The sequence below is a fragment of the Skermanella sp. TT6 genome, from assembly GCF_016653635.2.
Lineage (GTDB): Bacteria > Pseudomonadota > Alphaproteobacteria > Azospirillales > Azospirillaceae > Skermanella > Skermanella cutis.
The window spans coordinates 4247008-4264312 of the sequence record NZ_CP067420.1 but is presented as its reverse complement, the minus strand read 5'-3'; the positions used below and the strand labels follow the sequence as shown (position 1 = coordinate 4264312).

Genomic DNA, 17305 nt, shown 5'->3' with positions numbered 1-17305 from the left:
GGTCGCGCTTCTTCCCTGGTTCGCCGTGCCGGCTCGAAGATCGATCCCGGTGCAACAGGCCACGGACGGAAAAGTCGGGGATGTGCTCGCCGATGGCAAGCTTCCGGTCAGCGCTGGTCCAGCATGCGGCGCACCGTTTCCGCCAGCAGGCCGGCTTCGACCGGCTTGATCAGGATCTGCCCGACCTCCGGGTCGAGGCCCAGTTCGGAGACCGGGTCGCCATAGCCGCTGCACAGGATCACGGGCAGCCGGGGGCAATCCTGCGCCAGCCGCGCCGCCAGATCCTGGCCCGACATGCCCGGCATCATCTGGTCGGAGATCACCAAGTCCCAGGCGTCCGGCTCCTCCCGGATCACGGACAGAGCCTCCTCCGCGCTGATGCAGCAGCCGACCTCGTAGCCCAGCCGCTCCAGGCCCTGGGCGATCACGCTGGACACCATGTCCTCGTCGTCGACGATCAGGATGCGCTCGCTGCCGCGCGGCGCGCTGGCCGCCCAGTGGGCCTGCTCGACCACGGCGCCCTCCAGAGTCGGCAGGTAGACCTGGAAACGGGTCCCGTCGCCGGGCTTGCTCTCGACCATCATCGCGCCGCGATGGGCGCTGACGATGCCGTGCACGGCGGCCAGCCCCAGCCCGGTACCCTTGCCGATCCCCTTGGTGGTGAAGAACGGTTCCAGCATGCGCCCCATCACCTCGACCGGCATCCCGGACCCGCTGTCGGACACGGTCAGCCGCACGTAGCGGACCGGATGATCCCGGTTGATCGGCAGCACGCCGATCCACATGCGGGTCGAGCCGGGACGCTCGCCGGGGCCCATGCGGGCCGGTATCAGGTCGCCCCGCAGGTCCAGCGCCTCGCGCAGCCCCTCCGCGCAGCCGCCGTCCAGGGTCGGCATGTCGATCTCCAGCGCCAGTTCCCCCGGCCCGGTGCCGATCGCGTCGGCCGCGTTGACGCACAGGTTCATCAGGACCTGGCTCATCTGGGTCGGGTTGGCGTGGACCAGCGCCGAAACCGCGTCGACGCGGCAGGTCAGGTTGATCGACTTGGGCAGGGTCGCGCGCAGCAGGGCGACCGTCTCGTCCAGCACCGCGATCATGTTGACGGTCTCGCGCTCCACGCCCTCGGACCGGCTGAAGGCCAGGATCTGCTGGACCAGCCGCTTGGCGCGCTCCCCCGCGACCATGAGCTGCACAGCGAATTCGTGCTCCGGCGCGGCGGGGTCGAGGTCCTCGACCAGGAACGAGGCGTAGCCCATCATGGCGGCCAGGACATTGTTGAAGTCGTGGGCGATGCCGCCGGCCAGCCGGCCGATCGCCTCGAGTTTCTGGGCCTGGTGGAACTGCTCGGTCAGGCGGGCGCGCTCGTCCTCGGCCCGCCGGCGTTCGCTGATGTCGCGCACGATATAGACCATGCCGCCGTCGTCGAGCCCGGTCAGCGTCAGGTCCTGGGCGAAGGTGCTGCCGTCGCGGCGGCGACCGGTCACTTCCCCGCGCCAGCGCCCCTCCTCGATCAGGCGGGGCAGCGCGTCGGACTGCAGGTGGACCCGCTCCGCCGCGGCGTAGAGCGACAGCCAGCTTCGTCCCAGCAGGTCGCGGGTGTCGTCGAAGCCGTGCATGCGGGCGTGGCTGTCGTTCAGGTAGGTGAAGGTGCCTGCCTGGTCGAGGATCGCGACGCCGTCGGCCGACGCTTCCAGCGCCGTCAGCCGGTGCCGCAGCAGATGTTCGGCCTGTTTCTGCGCCGTGATGTCGGTATGGACGCAGATCGTGTCTCCGCCGGCCGTGCGGCGGCGATCGATCAGGAGCACCCGGCCGTCGCCCAGGGTCGCCTCCCACGGCACGCCGGCGGGTGCGGCTTCCGACGCCGGGGCCGTGGCAAGCTCGCCGTGCACGCGAAGATGCTCCGCGTTGCCGAATACCACCCCGCCATGGGCGTCCAGCAGCATGAAGCCGCCCGGCGCCGATTCGATCGCTTCCCTGAGCCGCACCAGGGAGGCGACGGCGGACGCCTCGGCCCGGCGGGCGGCTTCGCCGCGGCGCTCGGCCTTGCGTGCCCTGAGCCAGAGGGGGAGCGCCGCCGCGACCCCGATTCCCAGGCCGATTCCCAGGCCGATCCGAAGGTCTTCCGCCGTCGGCCAACCGGCTATCGCGGTCAGTATCAGGCCCGCGGTCGCCGAGGCGAGGGCCGTGCCCATGGCCAGCGACGGCCGTAGCGTCCGGATCTGTCCCGGTCCCCCGTGGGGGTTATCCACGCGCTCGGTCGTCACTGGAGGCGGCGCGCCTCCTGCGCCCGCAGCGCGGCCTGGGTCCGGTTCTTGGCGCCCAGCTTGCGGCAGATGCCGCGGATATGCAGCTTGATGGTGACTTCCTGAAGCTCCAGGGCCCGCGCGATCTCCTTGTTGGACCAACCCTTCTCGAGATACTGCAGGACCTCCCGCTCGCGCTGGGTCAGCAGGGCGTGGCCGTCCGCCTCGGCGCTTTCCACGGCCGGGGCGTCCACGGCACCGAAGGGAACGAATTTCTCCCCCGCCATGATCAGGCGGATCGCCGAGACCAGGGCCGGGCCGGTGAGCGTCTTGGGCAGGAAGCCCTGCGCGCCGAGATCTATGGCGGTGCGGACGTCCTCGTGGCTGGCGCCGCCGGACATGATCACCACCGGCACGTCGGGAAGCCGCTCGCGCATCCGGCGCAACCCGTCCAGCCCGTCCATGCCGGGCATCCTCAGGTCCAGGATGACCAAGGCGAAGTCGCCGGCTTCCTCAACCGCCTTGTAGGCCGTGGTGAAGCTGTCGGCCGATACGATCTCGGCATCGGGCTCCAATCGTTCGATATAGCTTTTCAGCGCATCCCGAACCATGTTGTGGTCGTCGGCGAGCAGAATACGCATGCTAAGCAATCCCGAGGTACGAGTTGCTTCAGCTATATCATAAAAAGTTATTCAAACCTTACTTGAGCCCCCGGATACCTATACGAAAGTTTGAGTTGGCCCCCTTGCCGCCGAAAGGGCCGCGACGGTTACCATGATCCTTCCGGACGTCCTCGCCCCTGGCCTGGATCTCGTGCTCTGCGGGACCGCGCCCAGCCGCGCCTCCAAGGAGGCCGCCGCCTACTACGCCAAGCCGGGAAACCGGTTCTGGCCGACGCTGCACCTCGTCGGCCTGACGCCCCGCCTGCTGAAGCCCCATGAATACCCAGAGGTGATCGGGTACGGGCTGGGATTGACCGACCTGTGCAAGACGGAATGGGGCAGCGACCAGGAACTGACGAAACACTGCTTCGATGTCTCGGGCTTCGTCGCGAAGATGGACCGTTACCGGCCGGCCGCGGTCGCCTTCGACAGCAAGAACGCCGGCAAGACCTTCTTCCGGCGCGCGGCGGTCCAATACGGCCTCCAGGAGGAGACCCTGTTCGGCGCCGCGATCTTCATCGTGCCGTCGCCCTCGGGGCGCGCCCGCAGCCATTGGGACACGGCGCCGTGGCAGGAACTGGGCGAGTTCGTGGCCCGGCGCCGCGCCGCCCGCCGGCCCTGACCTCGAGCAGCCGCGACGGGGCGTCGCTATGGCGGGCGCATTACCTCTTTAGTCGTAATTGGCGATAGACCTGTGCCCGCGGTTCTGGTAACAGACAGGCAACGGGGCAATCCTTCACACCCGGAAGTTTTATTCAATTAGAGAAAAAAAGCATTGGCTGGTCGGCGGGCGGGACGGTGCGCTGGGAGTCAGCGGGACCGTCGGTCCGACCGGGCCGTGGGGATAGATGGGACGTGGCCGAGTTGTTGCCCCTGATTCATTCGGAGAACGAGGCAGGCAAGGCCACCTTGAGCCTTCCGGACGATCTCGACCTGCCGATGGCCGCATCCCTGGTGGAGAGCCTGCGGGCCGCCTTCAGCGAATATTCGGACATCGTCGTGATCGCCGCGACGGTGGAGCGGGCAAGCACGGCCGCCGTGCAGGCGCTGGTGGCGGCGACCCGGCACGCCGAGGGGACCGGCCAGCGTTTCGCCATCGCCGCGCCGTCGGATGTCCTGACGGACGTGTGCGCGGACCTCGGCCTGGCCGGCTGGCTTAAGGAGTGGAGCCTGAAATGAAGAAGAAGGTGCTGACCGTCGACGACTCGCGGACCATGCGCGAGATGGTCTCCTTCACCCTGCGCGGTGCCGGGTTCGACGTCGTCGAAGCCATCGACGGACAGCAGGCGCTGGTGGTCCTGGCCAGCCACAAGGTCGACCTGATCCTGGCCGACCTGAACATGCCCAACATGGACGGCATCAGCCTGATCCGGAAGGTCAGGGCCAGCGGCGGCCACCGCACCGTGCCGATCCTCATGCTGACGACCGAATCGGATGACGCCAAGAAGCAGGAGGGGCGGGCCGCCGGGGCTACGGGATGGATCGTCAAGCCGTTCAACCCCGAGAAGCTGATACAGGTCGTGCAAAAGGTCATGGGCTGAGCCGGCCATGACGGGCGCCTACCTCGACGACCTCGACCGCTTCAAGGCCACATATTTCGACGAATGCGCCGAACTCCTCGCCGTCGCCGAAGCGGGGCTGCTGCGCCTGTCGCCGCAGAACATCGACCTGGACGAGATCAACGCCGTGTTCCGGGCCGTCCACTCGATCAAAGGCGGCGGCGGCACCTTCGGCTTTTCCCAGCTGGTGGCCTTCACCCACGAGTTCGAGGCGGTCATGGACCGCCTGCGGTCGCAGCAGATCGGTGTCACGACCGAATTGGTGGATGTCCTGATCCAGGCCAACGACGTCATGGCCCGGCTCCTGACCTGCGCCCGCGACGGGCTGGCGGTTCCGGCCGGTCTCGCCGACGCGTCCGCCTCGGACCTCAGGCGCTTCCTCCACAAGGAAGCGTCCGGTCCCGGCGCTCCGGCGCCGCAGCCGACCGCGGCGCGGAAGGCGCCGGTGCCGGCGGCCCGCAGCTTCGTCATATACTTCATGCCCAAGAGCGACCTCCTGCTCAGCGGCAACGAGCCGGCCTTCCTGCTCCGGGCCCTGAAGCGGCTCGGCCAGGCCGAGGTGGTCTGCGACATGGGGCGGGTTCCGCCGCTCTTCGAACTGGATGGCGAAAGCCTTCACCTGTTCTGGCAGATCGCCCTGACCGGCGCCACCGACGAGGCGGCGATCCGCGACGTCTTCGAATTCGTCGTGGACGACTGCCAGGTGGACATCGTCGAGACCACCGGCTCCGCCGACGGCGGGGAGGAGGAGGCGTTCGGCGTGTTCGAGGAGAACCTGCCCTATGTCCCGCCCGGCCAGCTGACCGTCTACGAAGCCGGCGCGGTCGACGGCGCCCAGGCAGCCCCGGTCCGGCCGGAAGGCGGCCCGGGTCCGGGTTCCGGTGCCGCGGCCGGCGGCGGGCTGGGCGGTCACACGATCCGGGTCGATCTGGACAAGGTGGACCGGCTGGTCAACCTTGTCGGCGAGATGGTCATCACCCAGGCGATGATCAGCGAACAGCTCCGCGACGTGCCGCCCGGCACGCTCCAGCAGCTGGTCGAGGGGCTGGAGGAGCTGAGCCGCCACACCCGCGAACTCCAGGAGAGCGTGATGGCGATCCGGGCGCAGCAGGTCCGGTCGGTGTTCTCCCGCATGCCCCGGCTGGTCCGCGAGGTCGCCGCCCAGACCGGCAAGGAAGTCATGCTCGCCACCTCGGGGGAGACCACGGAGGTGGACAAGACCGTGGTCGAGAACCTGGTCGACCCGCTGACCCACATGATCCGCAATTCGATCGACCACGGCCTGGAAACGCCTGACGAGCGGGAGACGGTCGGCAAGCCGCGCAGCGGGACGGTCCATCTCTCCGCGCAGCACCGGTCCGGCCGGATCGTGATCGAGGTGGCCGACGACGGGCGGGGAATCAACCGGCAGCGGGTGCTCCAGAAGGCGGTCGAGCAGGGGCTCGTCCCCGCCGGCGCCGGCCTGTCGGAGGAGGAGATCGACAACCTCATCTTCCTGCCCGGCTTCTCCACGGCCGACGCCGTCTCGGCGATCTCGGGCCGCGGCGTGGGCATGGACGTCGTCCGGCGCAACATCGCCAGCCTGGGCGGGCGGATCGGCGTCCATTCGACGCCGGGCGTGGGCACGCGCTTCGTGCTGTCGCTTCCGCTCACCCTGGCCGTGCTGGACGGCATGGTCATCTCGGTCGGCGAGCAGCGTTTCGTGCTGCCGCTGACCAACATCATAGAAAGCCTGCGGCCCCGCAAGGCCGACCTGCAGAGCGTCGCGAACCAGTGCGACGTCATCATGGCGCGCGGCGAGTACGTGCGTCTGGTCTATGTCGACCGCCTGTTCCGGATCGACGGCGCGATCGGCGATCCGACGCGGGGCCTGGTCGTCCTGGTCGAGACGGAGGAGGGCGGGCGCCTCGGTCTCGTGGTGGACGAGGTGCTCGGCCAGCAGCAGGTCGTCATCAAGAGCCTGGAAAGCAACTTCCAGCGTCTCGACGGCGTCTCCGCCGCGACCATCCTGGGCGATGGTCGCGTCGCCCTGATCCTCGACGTCGCCGGCCTGCAGAGCATGAGCCGCAACACCCCTGCGCGCGCGGTCCCCGCCGCCGCACTGCCCGCCGCCTAGGATAAGACAGATGGCAACAGTCCCTTCGGCCGCCCTGCCGGCCGTTCCGCGAGATCAGGCCGGACCGGCTTCGGCCGAGGAACAATACGTCACCTTTACCGTCGGGACGGAGGAGTACGGCGTCAACATCCTGTCCGTGCGCGAGATCCGCGGCTGGACGCCGGAGACCAAGCTTCCCAACATGCCCGACTACGTGCGCGGCGTGGTCAACCTGCGCGGCATCATCATCCCGATCTTCGACCTGCGCGCCCGCTTCGGCGGTGGCCAGACCGAGGTGACCAAACGCCACGTGGTGGTGGTCCTGCAGGTCGGTGAACGTACCCGGGGCATCCTGGTGGACGCCATATCCGACATCCTGACCGTCGCCCACGACGCGGTGAAGCCGCCGCCGGATATCGACAGCGGGCTGATCGACCAACAATACCTGAGCGGGCTGGTCACGGCGGAGAACCGCATGGTGACCTTGCTGGACGTGACCCGCCTGTTCGCCGGGGACGCCGTCGAGGTGCTCGCTTCCCATCCTATCCAGATCCCGCATCAGGCGCAGGCCTGAGCGGAGCCGCAAGGGGATTCCACCATGTCCGTCACCGATCGAACCTCCGCCCCGGCTCGGCTCGGCATCAAAAAGCGCCTGTGGCTCGCGTTCGGCCTGATGGTCGGCCTGCTGGTCGCCGGCTTCGGCTATGGCGGATACAGCCTGCTGGACACCGCGGCCGTTATCCATCACTTGAGCGACATCGGGGAGGAGGCGAGGCTCGCCAAGGACCTGGAGTCCGAGATGGTCGGTCTCCGCATCACCGCGCGCAACTTCGCGTACAGCGGAGACCAGAAGCTGCCGCCGATCGTCAGAGACCTGCACGCCACGCTGATGGGCCACATCGGCACCACGAAGAAGGCGGTCGAAGACCCGATGCGCCTGAGGCTGGTGGCCGACATCGAAGCGCTCGCCGCCGACTACCTGGTCAACTTCGAGAAGCTGGTGGACCTGCGGACCCGGCAGGACACCCTGCTGCGCGAACGGATGGAGCCCTTGGCCGACAGGGTCTTCGGGCACTTCGCCGAACTGAAGGACAAGTCCGCGGCCGCGGGCGCGATCGCCGCGTCGTTCGCCGCCGCGGAGGCGGAGGGGCACTGGCTTGTCGCGCGGCTGGCGGCCGAACGGTTCCTGACCAGCGGGGACCAGTCGGCCCGGCAGAAGTTCGATGACAACATCGCCGAACTGCGCCTGCATCTCGAACAATTCGACGCGGAACTGAAGGATCCGAAGCTGCAGGAGGTCAGGGCCGCCCTCGCCGAGGGGGTCAAGCAGTTCACCGCCGGTTTCAACGAGATCCTGTCGAGCAACGTGGAGATCCTCCGGCTGCGCGACGACGTCCTGCTCAACGTGGGCACGGCCACCTCGAAGAAGGCGGTCGAGATCGTCAGCTCGGCGGAAGCGAGCCAGACGGAAATCGAGGCCGCGGCGGCGGCGCAGGCCCGGACCGCCCTGACGATCACCATGATCATCGGCGTGATCTCCATCCTGCTCGGGATCATCGCCGCCAACCTGATCTCGCGCAGCATCATCAACCCGGTCAACGCGCTCCGCAAGGTGATGGCCGACCTGACCGACGGCGACCTCGCCGTCACGGTTCCCGGCACCGCCGACCGTGACGAACTGGGCGACATGGCGCGCGCCGTGGATGCGTTCAAGACCGTCGCCGTGGCGGCGGTGCGGACCCGGATCGGCCTCGACAACGTCAGCGCCAACATCATGATGTCCGACGCGGACGGCAAGATCGTCTATTGCAACCGGGCGATCATGGGCATGTTCGGCGCGTGCGAGGCCGATCTGCGCAAGAGCCTGCCGGCCTTCGACTCGAAGACCCTGATCGGGACGAACATCGACATCTTCCATCGCGATCCGTCGCACCAGCGCCGGCTGCTCGACGGGTTGACCGGCAGTCACAAGGGCATCGCCAAGGCCGGCGGCCATACCTTCCAGGTCATCGCCCATCCGGTGTCCGGCCAGCGCGGGGAACGCCTCGGCACCATCATCGAATGGCGCGACCTGACAGAGGAGCTCCAGGTCGAGGAGGAGATCGGCGGCATCGTCGCCGGCGCGGTGCGGGGCGACTTCTCCGCCCGGATCGAACTGGCGGGCAAGAGCGGGTTCTTCCTGACTGTCAGCGAGGGCATCAATGATCTGGCGGAGAATGTCTGCGCCGTCGCCGAGGATCTGGCCTCCGTCCTCCAGTCCCTGTCCCACGGCGACCTGACCCGCCGGATCGAGAAGGACTACGAAGGCGTCTTCCAGCGCCTCAAGAGCGACTTCAACTCCACGGCCGAAAAGCTCTCGGACATCGTGGGCCGGATCAGCCAGTCCACGGCCGCGATCTCCGAAGCGGCGCGCGAGGTTTCGGCGGGAAGCCTCGACCTGTCCGAACGGACCGAGCAGCAGGCTTCCAGCCTGGAGGAGACGGCGGCCAGCATGGAGCAACTCGCCGCGACGGTGCGCAGCAACGCCGACAATGCCAAGCAGGTCAACGAAGTCGCCTCGACCGCCCGTACCGCCGCCGATCGCGGCGGCAAGGTCGCCGGCGATGCGGTGGATGCCATGCGCAGGATCGAGAGCTCCAGCCAGAAGATCAGCGACATCATCGGCGTGATCGACGAGATCGCCTTCCAGACCAATCTCCTGGCGCTGAACGCGGCGGTCGAGGCCGCCCGGGCGGGCGACGCCGGACGCGGCTTCGCGGTGGTGGCGCAGGAGGTCCGGACGCTGGCCCAGCGCTCGGCCCAGGCGTCGAAGGAGATCAAGGCGCTGATCATCGACAGCAACACCCAGGTGCGCGACGGCGTCGACCTGGTCGGGAACGCCGGCGGCGCGCTGTCGGACATCGTGGCGGGTGTCAGCAGGGTGGCCGATTTGGTCGCGGAGATCGCCCGCGCGACCGCCGAGCAGGCCAACGGCCTGGACGAGATCAACGGCGCCGTCGCCCAGATGGACGAGATGACCCAGAAGAACGCGGCGCTGGTCGAGCAGAGTTCGGCCGCGGCGCGTTCGATGGAGGGGCAGGCCCATGATCTCGGCTCGCTGATCTCGTTCTTCAGCGTCTCCGGCGGCCTGGCCGCTGCCGAAGAGCTCCCGTCGCGGCCCGCGCCGGTCCCGATGCGCAAGACCGTGGGCGGCGGGCGTTCCGCTCCCCGTCCGGCGGCCCGCCCCGCCGCCTCCGAAGGCAAGCGGGTCGTCCCGCACCCGACCACCCTGCGCCGGGTGGAGACCAACGACGACCCCGATTGGAAGGAGTTCTGAGCGGGCGCGGCAGCTCCGGCTCGTGACGTTTCATTACCTTTCATGACATCTGGCGACATGCCCCCGCGCGGGAGGGATCGAATGACTGAAGCGGCGCACCGGAGCGCGCCGGCCGGCCGGGATCGGGAAAGAAGCCTGTCCCGGTCCACCGGCGAGCGCGAGTTCCATTTCACCCGCGGGCATTTCGACCAGATCGCGGCGCTGCTCCAGCAACTCACGGGCATCCATCTCGCTCCCCACAAGGTGGAAATGGTCTATTCCCGCCTTGCCCGCCGGCTGCGGGACCTGGGCATGGCGGACTTCGACGCCTATTGCGCCTTCCTGTCGTCCGGGTCGGGGGAAAGCGAGATCGGCCTGCTGGTCAATGCCCTGACCACCAACCTGACCCGCTTCTATCGGGAGCCGCACCATTTCGAGCATCTGGCCACGGTGGTGCTGCCCCGGGTCCAGGAACGGGAGGCCGGCGCAGCCAAGCCGCGCCTGCGGATCTGGTCGGCAGGCTGTTCCTCGGGCGAGGAGCCCTACACGATCGCGATGACCGTAGCGTCCACGGTGCCCGACCTCCACCGCTGGGACGTCAGGATCCTGGCGACCGACATCGACACACACATGGTCGAGACGGCGCGGCGGGGCGTCTACGCCGTGGAAGCCGCAAGCGCCATACCCGCGGCAGTCCGCTCGCGCCACACGTCGGAGCAGCAGCAGGCAAACCGGCGGGTGCTCTCGATGGGGGAGAGTCTGCGCAGCATGATTACCTTAAAGCCGCTGAACCTGCTCGAAGACTGGCCGATGCGCGGCCCCTTCGATGCGATCTTCTGCCGCAACGTGCTTATCTATTTCGACAGGCATGGTAGAACGGAAGTGATAGGGAAGTTCCATCAACTGCTTGATGGCGACGGGCATCTCTATCTCGGCCATTCAGAGAGTCTCTACGGCGTTTCCGAACAGTTTCGCCAAGTGGGGCCGACCAGCTATCAGGCCATGCCATGAAGCACGCCGCTCGCGCACTCGACGACCGCAGAGGGGATGTCCCGGACCCCGACGAGCCCAACGAAGGCTATTTCCATCCGGGCTTCCGGGCCCATGCCGTCAAGGTTCTGCTCGGCGAGCACAAGATCACCCAGCGGCCCGACGAGATGCTGGTCACCACCCTCGGCTCCTGCATCGCCGCCTGCGTCCGCGATCCCGTGCTGGGCCTGGGCGGCATGAACCATTTCCTGCTGCCCGAAGCGCCCGCCGGGAACGACGGCGGAGCCAACGCCGCCGCACGGTACGGCGGCGTCGCCATGGAACGGCTGATCAACGAGATCCTTCGGCGGGGCGGCCGGCGCGACCGGCTGGAGGTGAAGGTGTTCGGCGGCGCCAAGGTGATCGCCAGCAGCAATCCCGTCGGGCGTCGCAACGCGGAGTTCGTGCTGGGCTTCATCGCCGCCGAGGGATTGACCCTGGCCGCGCAGGATCTGGGCGGCACCCTCGCGCGGCGGGTCCATTATTTCCCGAGCACCGGGAAGGTTATGCGTCGCCTGATCCGGCAGGACGCGGTGGAGGACACCATCCGCAGCGAAATGCGGTTCATGTCCGACCTGGGCGCCAGGCCGGTCGAAGGCGATATCGAGCTGTTCGGGGACTGATGATGGGCAAGCCGATCCGGGTCGCGATCGTGGACGACAGCGCGCTGATGCGCCGGATGCTCACCGAGGCGCTGGCCGCAGAGCCGGGGTTCGAGGTGGTCGGCCATGCCGCCGATCCCTACGAGGCACGGGAGATGATCAAGTCGGCCAATCCGGACGTCCTGACGCTGGACGTGGAGATGCCGCGCATGGACGGGCTGACTTTCCTGGAAAAGATCATGACGCTTCGGCCGATGCCGGTGGTCATGGTCTCGACCCTGACCCGCGAGGGGGCCGACGCCACCGTCCGGGCGCTGGAACTGGGGGCGATCGACTGCATCGCCAAGCCCAACGGTGCCGAGGGGGAGCGATTCGCCGACTTCCGCGACGAACTGGTCGGCAAGTTGAAGGTGGCGGCCCATGTCCGCCTGGGACCTCCCCGGACGAAGCCCGCCCGGGCCAAGGCGGGCGTCCGCGGCGGCAGCGGCCGGCTGATCGCGCTGGGTGCCTCCACGGGCGGCGTCGAGCGGATCCGCGACATCCTGGAGGTGCTGCCGGAAGGGTCGCCGCCGATCCTGATCGTCCAGCACATGGGCGCCTTCTACGTGCCCAGCTTCGCCGCCCGGCTGGACCGCCAGTCCGCGCTGACCGTCAGGATGGCCGAGGCGGGCATGCGCGTCACGGCCGGCGAGGTGCTGATCGCCCCCGGCGACCGGCATATGGCGCTGCGCCGGGACGGCTTCGGCTATCTATGCGAGATCGTCGACGGACCGCCGGTCAGCGGTCACAGGCCGTCGGTCGACGTCCTGTTCAATTCGGTCGCCGAGGTGGCGGGCGCAAACGCGGTCGGCGTGATCCTGTCGGGGATGGGGCGCGACGGCGCCTCCGGGATGGCGGCGATGCATGCCGCGGGAGCCTGGACGATCGGGGAGAACGAGCAGAGCTGCGTCGTCTACGGCATGCCGCGCATGGCCAAGCTGGCCGGCGGCGTCGCCGTCGAGATGCCGCTCGGGCAGATCCCGGCCGAGATGCTGCGCGCCGCGGCGGCCCCTGCCGCACGGTCGACCTGATGACGGACGGGGGAGACTGACCGATGTCGTTCGGATTGTTGAAGAGCATCGCCGGCAGCCGTTCAGACGCGCTTCCGGCGGCGATCCGCCCGGTTTCGGCTCCGACGCCGGCGGCTGAATTGCCGGCCGATGCCCGGCATGACGAGTTGCTGGGCCGTTGGCTCGGCTTTTCCGAGCTTCAGAACCACTGCCTGGACGCTCTGGCGATCGAGGTGAGGCGGACCAGCGACCTGGTCGAGTCCAGCACGCTGGAGATCAGCTCGCGGTTCCGCGACCTCGCCACCTCGGCGCGGGAGCAGACCAAGAGGGTGGAGGACATCATCGCGGTCGCCAACTCCGTCACGATCGACGGGGAAGCCATTCCGCTCGACCGCGTCGTCGCGACCATGCAGCAAATCCTGGTTGAGATGGTCAATAACATCGTCAACCTGTCGAAGCAGGCCATGACGATGGTCTATGTGCTGGACGACGTGGTCCGGGATGTCGGCGAGGTCGAGAAGAGCATCGCCGACATCGACACCATCAACCGCCAGACCAATTTCCTGGCGCTGAACGCGACCATCGAGGCCAGCCGCGCGGGCGAGGCCGGCAGGACCTTCGCGGTGGTCGCCAACGAGGTGCGTCACCTGTCCAAGGCGACCGGCGACCTTGCCGGCCGCATGCGCGACAAGGTCGGCGCGGTCGTCGTCGGCGTGCGGCGCGGCCACGAGATCCTGCGCGACATCGCCAACACCGACCTGTCGCCCCAGATGCTCGCCAAGGACCGCATCGACATGACGATGATGAGCCTGGTCGCGCAGAGCCAGCATTTCCAAAGCGTGCTCCAGGACGCGGCGCGGGTCTCAACGGAGATTTCCGCCCATATCAGCCAGGTCATCACCCGGATGCAGTTCCAGGACCTGGCCAAGCAGCGCCTGGACCATGTGATCGACGGCATGACCGTAATGTCGAACGGCCTTGGCGAACTGGGCGCGAGGACGCGCCTCGCGCTGCCGGCCGGCGCCCAGGCGGACTTCCCGCAGGAATGGGTGGACCAGCTGCTGTCCGGCATGACCTTGAGCGAGCTTCGCCAGCGCTTCGTCCGCCGCATGCTGCTGGCGGGATCCGCGCTGGATGCCCACGGCGCGCTGGACCACGAAACGGAATACCGGGGGGCCGACGGCGTGGATCCGGGCCTGTCGGACGGCACGGACGACGACAATGTCGAACTTTTCTGATCGCGCGTGAGATTGCCCGGCGGCGGCAGCGCATTCTGCCATTCAGGGAGCGGTGTGTGGAAATGGACTATCGTATCGAGCTGGACGACCTGGAAGCCCGCATCTTCGTCACGGGCCGCCTGACCTTCAACGACCACGGCAAGGTCCGGAGCATGATCCAGGAAATGGTGCAGAGCCATCCCAAGCGTCAGGTCATGATGATCGGCGGACTGGAGTTCGTGGACAGCTCCGGCCTCGGCATGATCCTGGTCGCCCGCGAGGAGGTGGCACAGGTCGACAAGAAGCTGTTCCTCCGCGGGGCGCAGGGGCAGGTCAAGCGGGTCCTTTCGGTCGCCCAGCTGGACAAGATCGTGGACATCCAGGACTGAAGCCGATTACGGACGAGCCGGCCATGCGGGCGAGCACGCTCTACGGTGTCGGACTGACGGCCGAGCGCCTCCAGGAGATCGCGACGCTGGTCGGCCGCGGCGGCCATTCCGTCGTCTGCGGCCTGCCGGCGGACGCCTGCGCCCGGATCGACGGCGCCGCCGTGCTCGCGGCGGGTCTCGACCAGGCCTGCCTCAGCGAGGTCCTGGACCGGGGAGCGGGCGCCTGCATCGAGGTCGGCTCGCTCGACGCCCCGACGGCGGCGGAGTGCGTGCGGCGAGCGGCGGGCTGTACGCTGTTCCTGTCCCTGACCACGGCGAGCGCCTATCGGCTGCCCGTGGCCCAGGCGGTGGTGACCGTGATCGACGGGATCGCGTCGCTCGGTCAGGAGAGGCGGGATGACGTCGAACTGGCGCTCCAGGAGGCCGTCAGCAATGCGGTGATCCATGGCAACCTGGCGGTATCGAGTCTGCGCGGCCCGACGCTGGCTGCGCTGGACGCCTTCTCCTGCGATCTCAACGAAAGGTTGGCCGACCCGACGCTGGCGAACCTGCGGGTCGGGATCGCCGTGTCGATCGACGATGCGGAGATCGCCATCGACGTGATCGACCAGGGTCCCGGTTTCGTGCCGAAGCCCCGCGCGCCGACGACGGCAAGCGGGCGGGGCATCGGCCTGATCGAATCCCTGGCGGCCGCGTGGGAACTGCTCGACGACGGCCGCCGGGTCCGGATGAGGTTCGCCCGATGAACGGCGGGATGGAGACGGCCTCCGCCGCGGCCCTGACCGAGCTCCGGCAGGTCGGGATCCTCGACTGCCTGATCCTGGTGGTGGACGACACCGACTTCAACCGCACCTTGATAACCGCGATGCTCCGGCAGGCGGGATTCCGTCGGATCGAGCATGCGGTCGACGGCATCGACGCGCTGCGCAAGATCGACCATGAAATGCCGGATCTGGTCATCCTGGACATCGTGATGCCCGGCCTGGATGGTTTCGAGGTGTGCCGGCGCCTGCGCGCCGAGGAACGATACGCCGATCTCCCCGTCCTTGTGCAGACCGCTCTGTCCAACACCGAGGACCGCAACAAGGCGTTCCAGCTCGGCACCACCGACCTGATCACCAAGCCGATCGACCGCAACGAGCTGCTGGCCCGGGTCCGCATCCACCTGGAGAACCGGATGCTGATCCAGGACCTCCAGCTCTACCGCACCCGGCTGGAGAACGAGCTGGCGATGGCGCGCGAGATGTACGGCCACCTGCTGCCGACCGCGGCGATCTTCGACCAGATCGGCCGCGACAGCGGCGTGCGAATCCGTCATCACCGGGCCGTCTCGTCCGAGCTGGGCGGCGACATCTGGGGCGTCATCCCCCTGCCGGGGGGACGCTTCGGGCTCTACCTGCTCGACATGACCGGGACCGGCGTGTCGGCGGCCTTGAACGCTTTCCGCATGCATACCGTGCTCCACGAATTGGCGCCGCTGGCGTCATATCCTTCCCGCTTTCTCACCGAGGCCAATGCGCGGGCGGTCGGGCTGTTCGAGTCGGACGAGCGGGCGGCGATGATCTATGGCGTGGTCGATCCGACCGCCGGGACCTTCTCCTATACCACCGCCTCCGCCCGCCGGCCGATCCTGGTCCGGCGCGGCGCCGCTACGGCCATCCTGGGCGAGGCCGACGGCGCGCCGGTCGGCCATGCCGCCGAGAGCGTCTACCGGACGCGCACCCTGACGTTCGGGCCGGGCACCATGCTGCTTCTCTACAACAATGCCGTGCTGGCCGCCCTGCCGGGCGACGGCGGCCGCGCGGCGGAGCGGACGCTCGCCGACCTCGCGGTTCCGGCCTTGCAGGCTCCCGGTCCGGACGAGGCCTGCGACCGCATGGTCGAAGCGCTCGCCCGCGCCGTCGGCGACCGGCCGGGGCAGGACATGACCCTGGTCTTGCTGGCCAAGGATGCCTGTACTTTCCCCTGGGCGGAGCGGTAGATGAGCAGTTCAGCCTCCGTGCCGGTCAATATCCGGAATGCCCGGATCCTGGTGGTCGACGACAACCGCGTGAACCGTCACCTGCTGGTGGCCGTGCTCCAGCGCGGCGGCTTTCCCCATGTGGAGATGGCCGAAGACGGGATCGACGCCCTGGCCAAGATCGAGGCGAACGCGCCCGACCTGATCCTGCTGGACCTCATGATGCCGAAGCTGGACGGCTTCGAGGTGTGCCGCCGGCTGCGAACCGATCCCAACCGCCGCGACCTGCCGATTCTGGTCCAGAGCAGCCTGTCGGGCTCGGAGGACCGGACCCGCGCCTTCTCGGTCGGGGCTACCGATTTCGTCAGCAAGCCGATCAACGCGACCGAACTGCTGTCCCGCGTCCGCATCCACCTGGAGAACCAGGCGCTGCTGCGCGACCTGCAAGGCTATCGACGGCGCCGCCAGGGCGAACTGGCGCTGGCGCGGAGCATGCAGGAACGGCTGCTGCCGGCGCCCTCGCGGCTGCGGGAGACCGAGAGCGACCTTGGCCTGAGCCTGTCGGCCCATTTCGAGCCGTCCTCGGAACTGGGCGGCGATTTCTGGGACCTGCGGCGCGACGGGCGCGGCAGGCTGATCGTCTGGCTGGTGGATTTCTCCGGCCATGGCGTCGGCGCGGCGCTCAACACTTTCAGATTGCACGCGATCCTGCGGCAGATGGACCTGAACGATTTCGACCCCGCCGACCATCTGCGCGAGGTCAATGAAAGGGTCTGTCCGCTTCTGCGCAGCGGCCAGTTCGCGACCATGCTGGTCGGCGTGGTCGATCCGGTGGAGAACACGTTCCACTATGCTTCCGCCGGGGCGCCGGCCCCGATGGTATGGCAAGCCGGCGATGCCGCGCCGGAGTTCGGCGACAGCAGCGGCCTGCCGGTCGGAATCCTGGCCTCGGCCCGCTACCAGAACCGCGACCTTGCCCTGCCGGTCGGCGGAAGGCTGTTCCTCTACAGCGACGGCGCCAGCGAGCTGTGGACCGCCGACGATACCGTACTGGGCGAAGACGGGCTGCTCGACCTCGTGCGCTGCCACATGCACCAGGAGGAGGATGCCGGCTTCCTGGCCGGCCTGCTCGGCTCCCTCACCGCGCTGGGAAATTTCGACGACGACGTCACCGCCCTGGTGCTGACCCGCCGCGCGTAAGCCTT

General features: G+C 68.3%; 16 protein-coding genes. 14 read left to right on the top strand and 2 right to left on the bottom strand.

What is annotated here, in order from left to right; translation table 11 throughout:
• Positions 1 to 107: 107 nt before the first annotated feature.
• Together IGS68_RS19805 and IGS68_RS19800 are read right to left on the bottom strand one after the other, a co-directional pair.
• A complete protein-coding gene (locus IGS68_RS19805; protein WP_201072918.1) occupies positions 108 to 2264 on the bottom strand; it encodes a hybrid sensor histidine kinase/response regulator in 2157 nt (718 codons plus the stop codon).
• Positions 2261 to 2884 (bottom strand): response regulator transcription factor, encoded by a 624-nt coding sequence (locus IGS68_RS19800; protein WP_201072917.1) that lies wholly within the window; start codon positions 2882 to 2884, stop codon positions 2261 to 2263. The genes IGS68_RS19805 and IGS68_RS19800 overlap by 4 nt, the downstream gene beginning before the upstream one ends.
• Positions 2885 to 3017: 133 nt before the next feature.
• Between IGS68_RS19800 and IGS68_RS19795 the strand changes: the two genes are divergently transcribed.
• From IGS68_RS19795 to IGS68_RS19730, 14 genes are all read left to right on the top strand, one after another.
• Entirely contained in the window at positions 3018 to 3527 is a 510-nt protein-coding gene (locus tag IGS68_RS19795) for a mismatch-specific DNA-glycosylase (RefSeq protein WP_201072915.1), read from the top strand.
• A 233-nt stretch (positions 3528 to 3760) separates the two neighbouring features.
• On the top strand, positions 3761 to 4084 hold the full coding sequence (locus IGS68_RS19790; RefSeq protein ID WP_247880987.1) for an STAS domain-containing protein: 324 nt from the start codon (positions 3761 to 3763) through the stop codon (positions 4082 to 4084).
• On the top strand, positions 4081 to 4446 hold the full coding sequence (locus IGS68_RS19785; protein WP_201072913.1) for a response regulator: 366 nt from the start codon (positions 4081 to 4083) through the stop codon (positions 4444 to 4446). The genes IGS68_RS19790 and IGS68_RS19785 overlap by 4 nt, the downstream gene beginning before the upstream one ends.
• Before the next feature lie 7 nt (positions 4447 to 4453).
• Positions 4454 to 6580, top strand: a complete 2127-nt coding sequence (locus IGS68_RS19780; protein ID WP_201072911.1) for a chemotaxis protein CheA — start codon at positions 4454 to 4456, stop codon at positions 6578 to 6580.
• A gap of 10 nt (positions 6581 to 6590) precedes the next feature.
• Entirely contained in the window at positions 6591 to 7133 is a 543-nt protein-coding gene (locus IGS68_RS19775) for a chemotaxis protein CheW (protein ID WP_201072909.1), read from the top strand.
• Positions 7134 to 7157: 24 nt separating this feature from the next.
• Complete coding sequence (locus IGS68_RS19770; RefSeq protein ID WP_201072907.1) at positions 7158 to 9875, top strand: methyl-accepting chemotaxis protein; 2718 nt, start codon at positions 7158 to 7160, stop codon at positions 9873 to 9875.
• An 81-nt stretch (positions 9876 to 9956) separates the two neighbouring features.
• A complete protein-coding gene (locus IGS68_RS19765) occupies positions 9957 to 10865 on the top strand; it encodes a CheR family methyltransferase (protein WP_201072905.1) in 909 nt (302 codons plus the stop codon).
• Complete coding sequence (locus tag IGS68_RS19760) at positions 10862 to 11506, top strand: chemotaxis protein (protein ID WP_247880986.1); 645 nt, start codon at positions 10862 to 10864, stop codon at positions 11504 to 11506. Before IGS68_RS19765 ends, IGS68_RS19760 begins: the two co-directional genes overlap by 4 nt.
• Positions 11506 to 12555 (top strand): protein-glutamate methylesterase/protein-glutamine glutaminase, encoded by a 1050-nt coding sequence (locus tag IGS68_RS19755; RefSeq protein ID WP_371821804.1) that lies wholly within the window; start codon positions 11506 to 11508, stop codon positions 12553 to 12555. Before IGS68_RS19760 ends, IGS68_RS19755 begins: the two co-directional genes overlap by 1 nt.
• Before the next feature lie 23 nt (positions 12556 to 12578).
• Positions 12579 to 13772, top strand: coding sequence for a methyl-accepting chemotaxis protein (locus IGS68_RS19750; RefSeq protein ID WP_201072903.1), 1194 nt, complete (start codon positions 12579 to 12581; stop codon positions 13770 to 13772).
• 62 nt (positions 13773 to 13834) lie between these two features.
• Positions 13835 to 14140, top strand: coding sequence for an STAS domain-containing protein (locus IGS68_RS19745; RefSeq protein WP_201072901.1), 306 nt, complete (start codon positions 13835 to 13837; stop codon positions 14138 to 14140).
• A 23-nt stretch (positions 14141 to 14163) separates the two neighbouring features.
• Complete coding sequence (locus tag IGS68_RS19740; RefSeq protein ID WP_201072899.1) at positions 14164 to 14886, top strand: ATP-binding protein; 723 nt, start codon at positions 14164 to 14166, stop codon at positions 14884 to 14886.
• A complete protein-coding gene (locus tag IGS68_RS19735) occupies positions 14883 to 16121 on the top strand; it encodes a response regulator (protein ID WP_247880985.1) in 1239 nt (412 codons plus the stop codon). The genes IGS68_RS19740 and IGS68_RS19735 overlap by 4 nt, the downstream gene beginning before the upstream one ends.
• Positions 16122 to 17300: a PP2C family protein-serine/threonine phosphatase gene (locus tag IGS68_RS19730; RefSeq protein ID WP_201072897.1), complete on the top strand. Its 1179-nt coding sequence runs from the start codon at positions 16122 to 16124 to the stop codon at positions 17298 to 17300. It begins immediately after the preceding gene.
• Positions 17301 to 17305 lie beyond the last annotated feature (5 nt).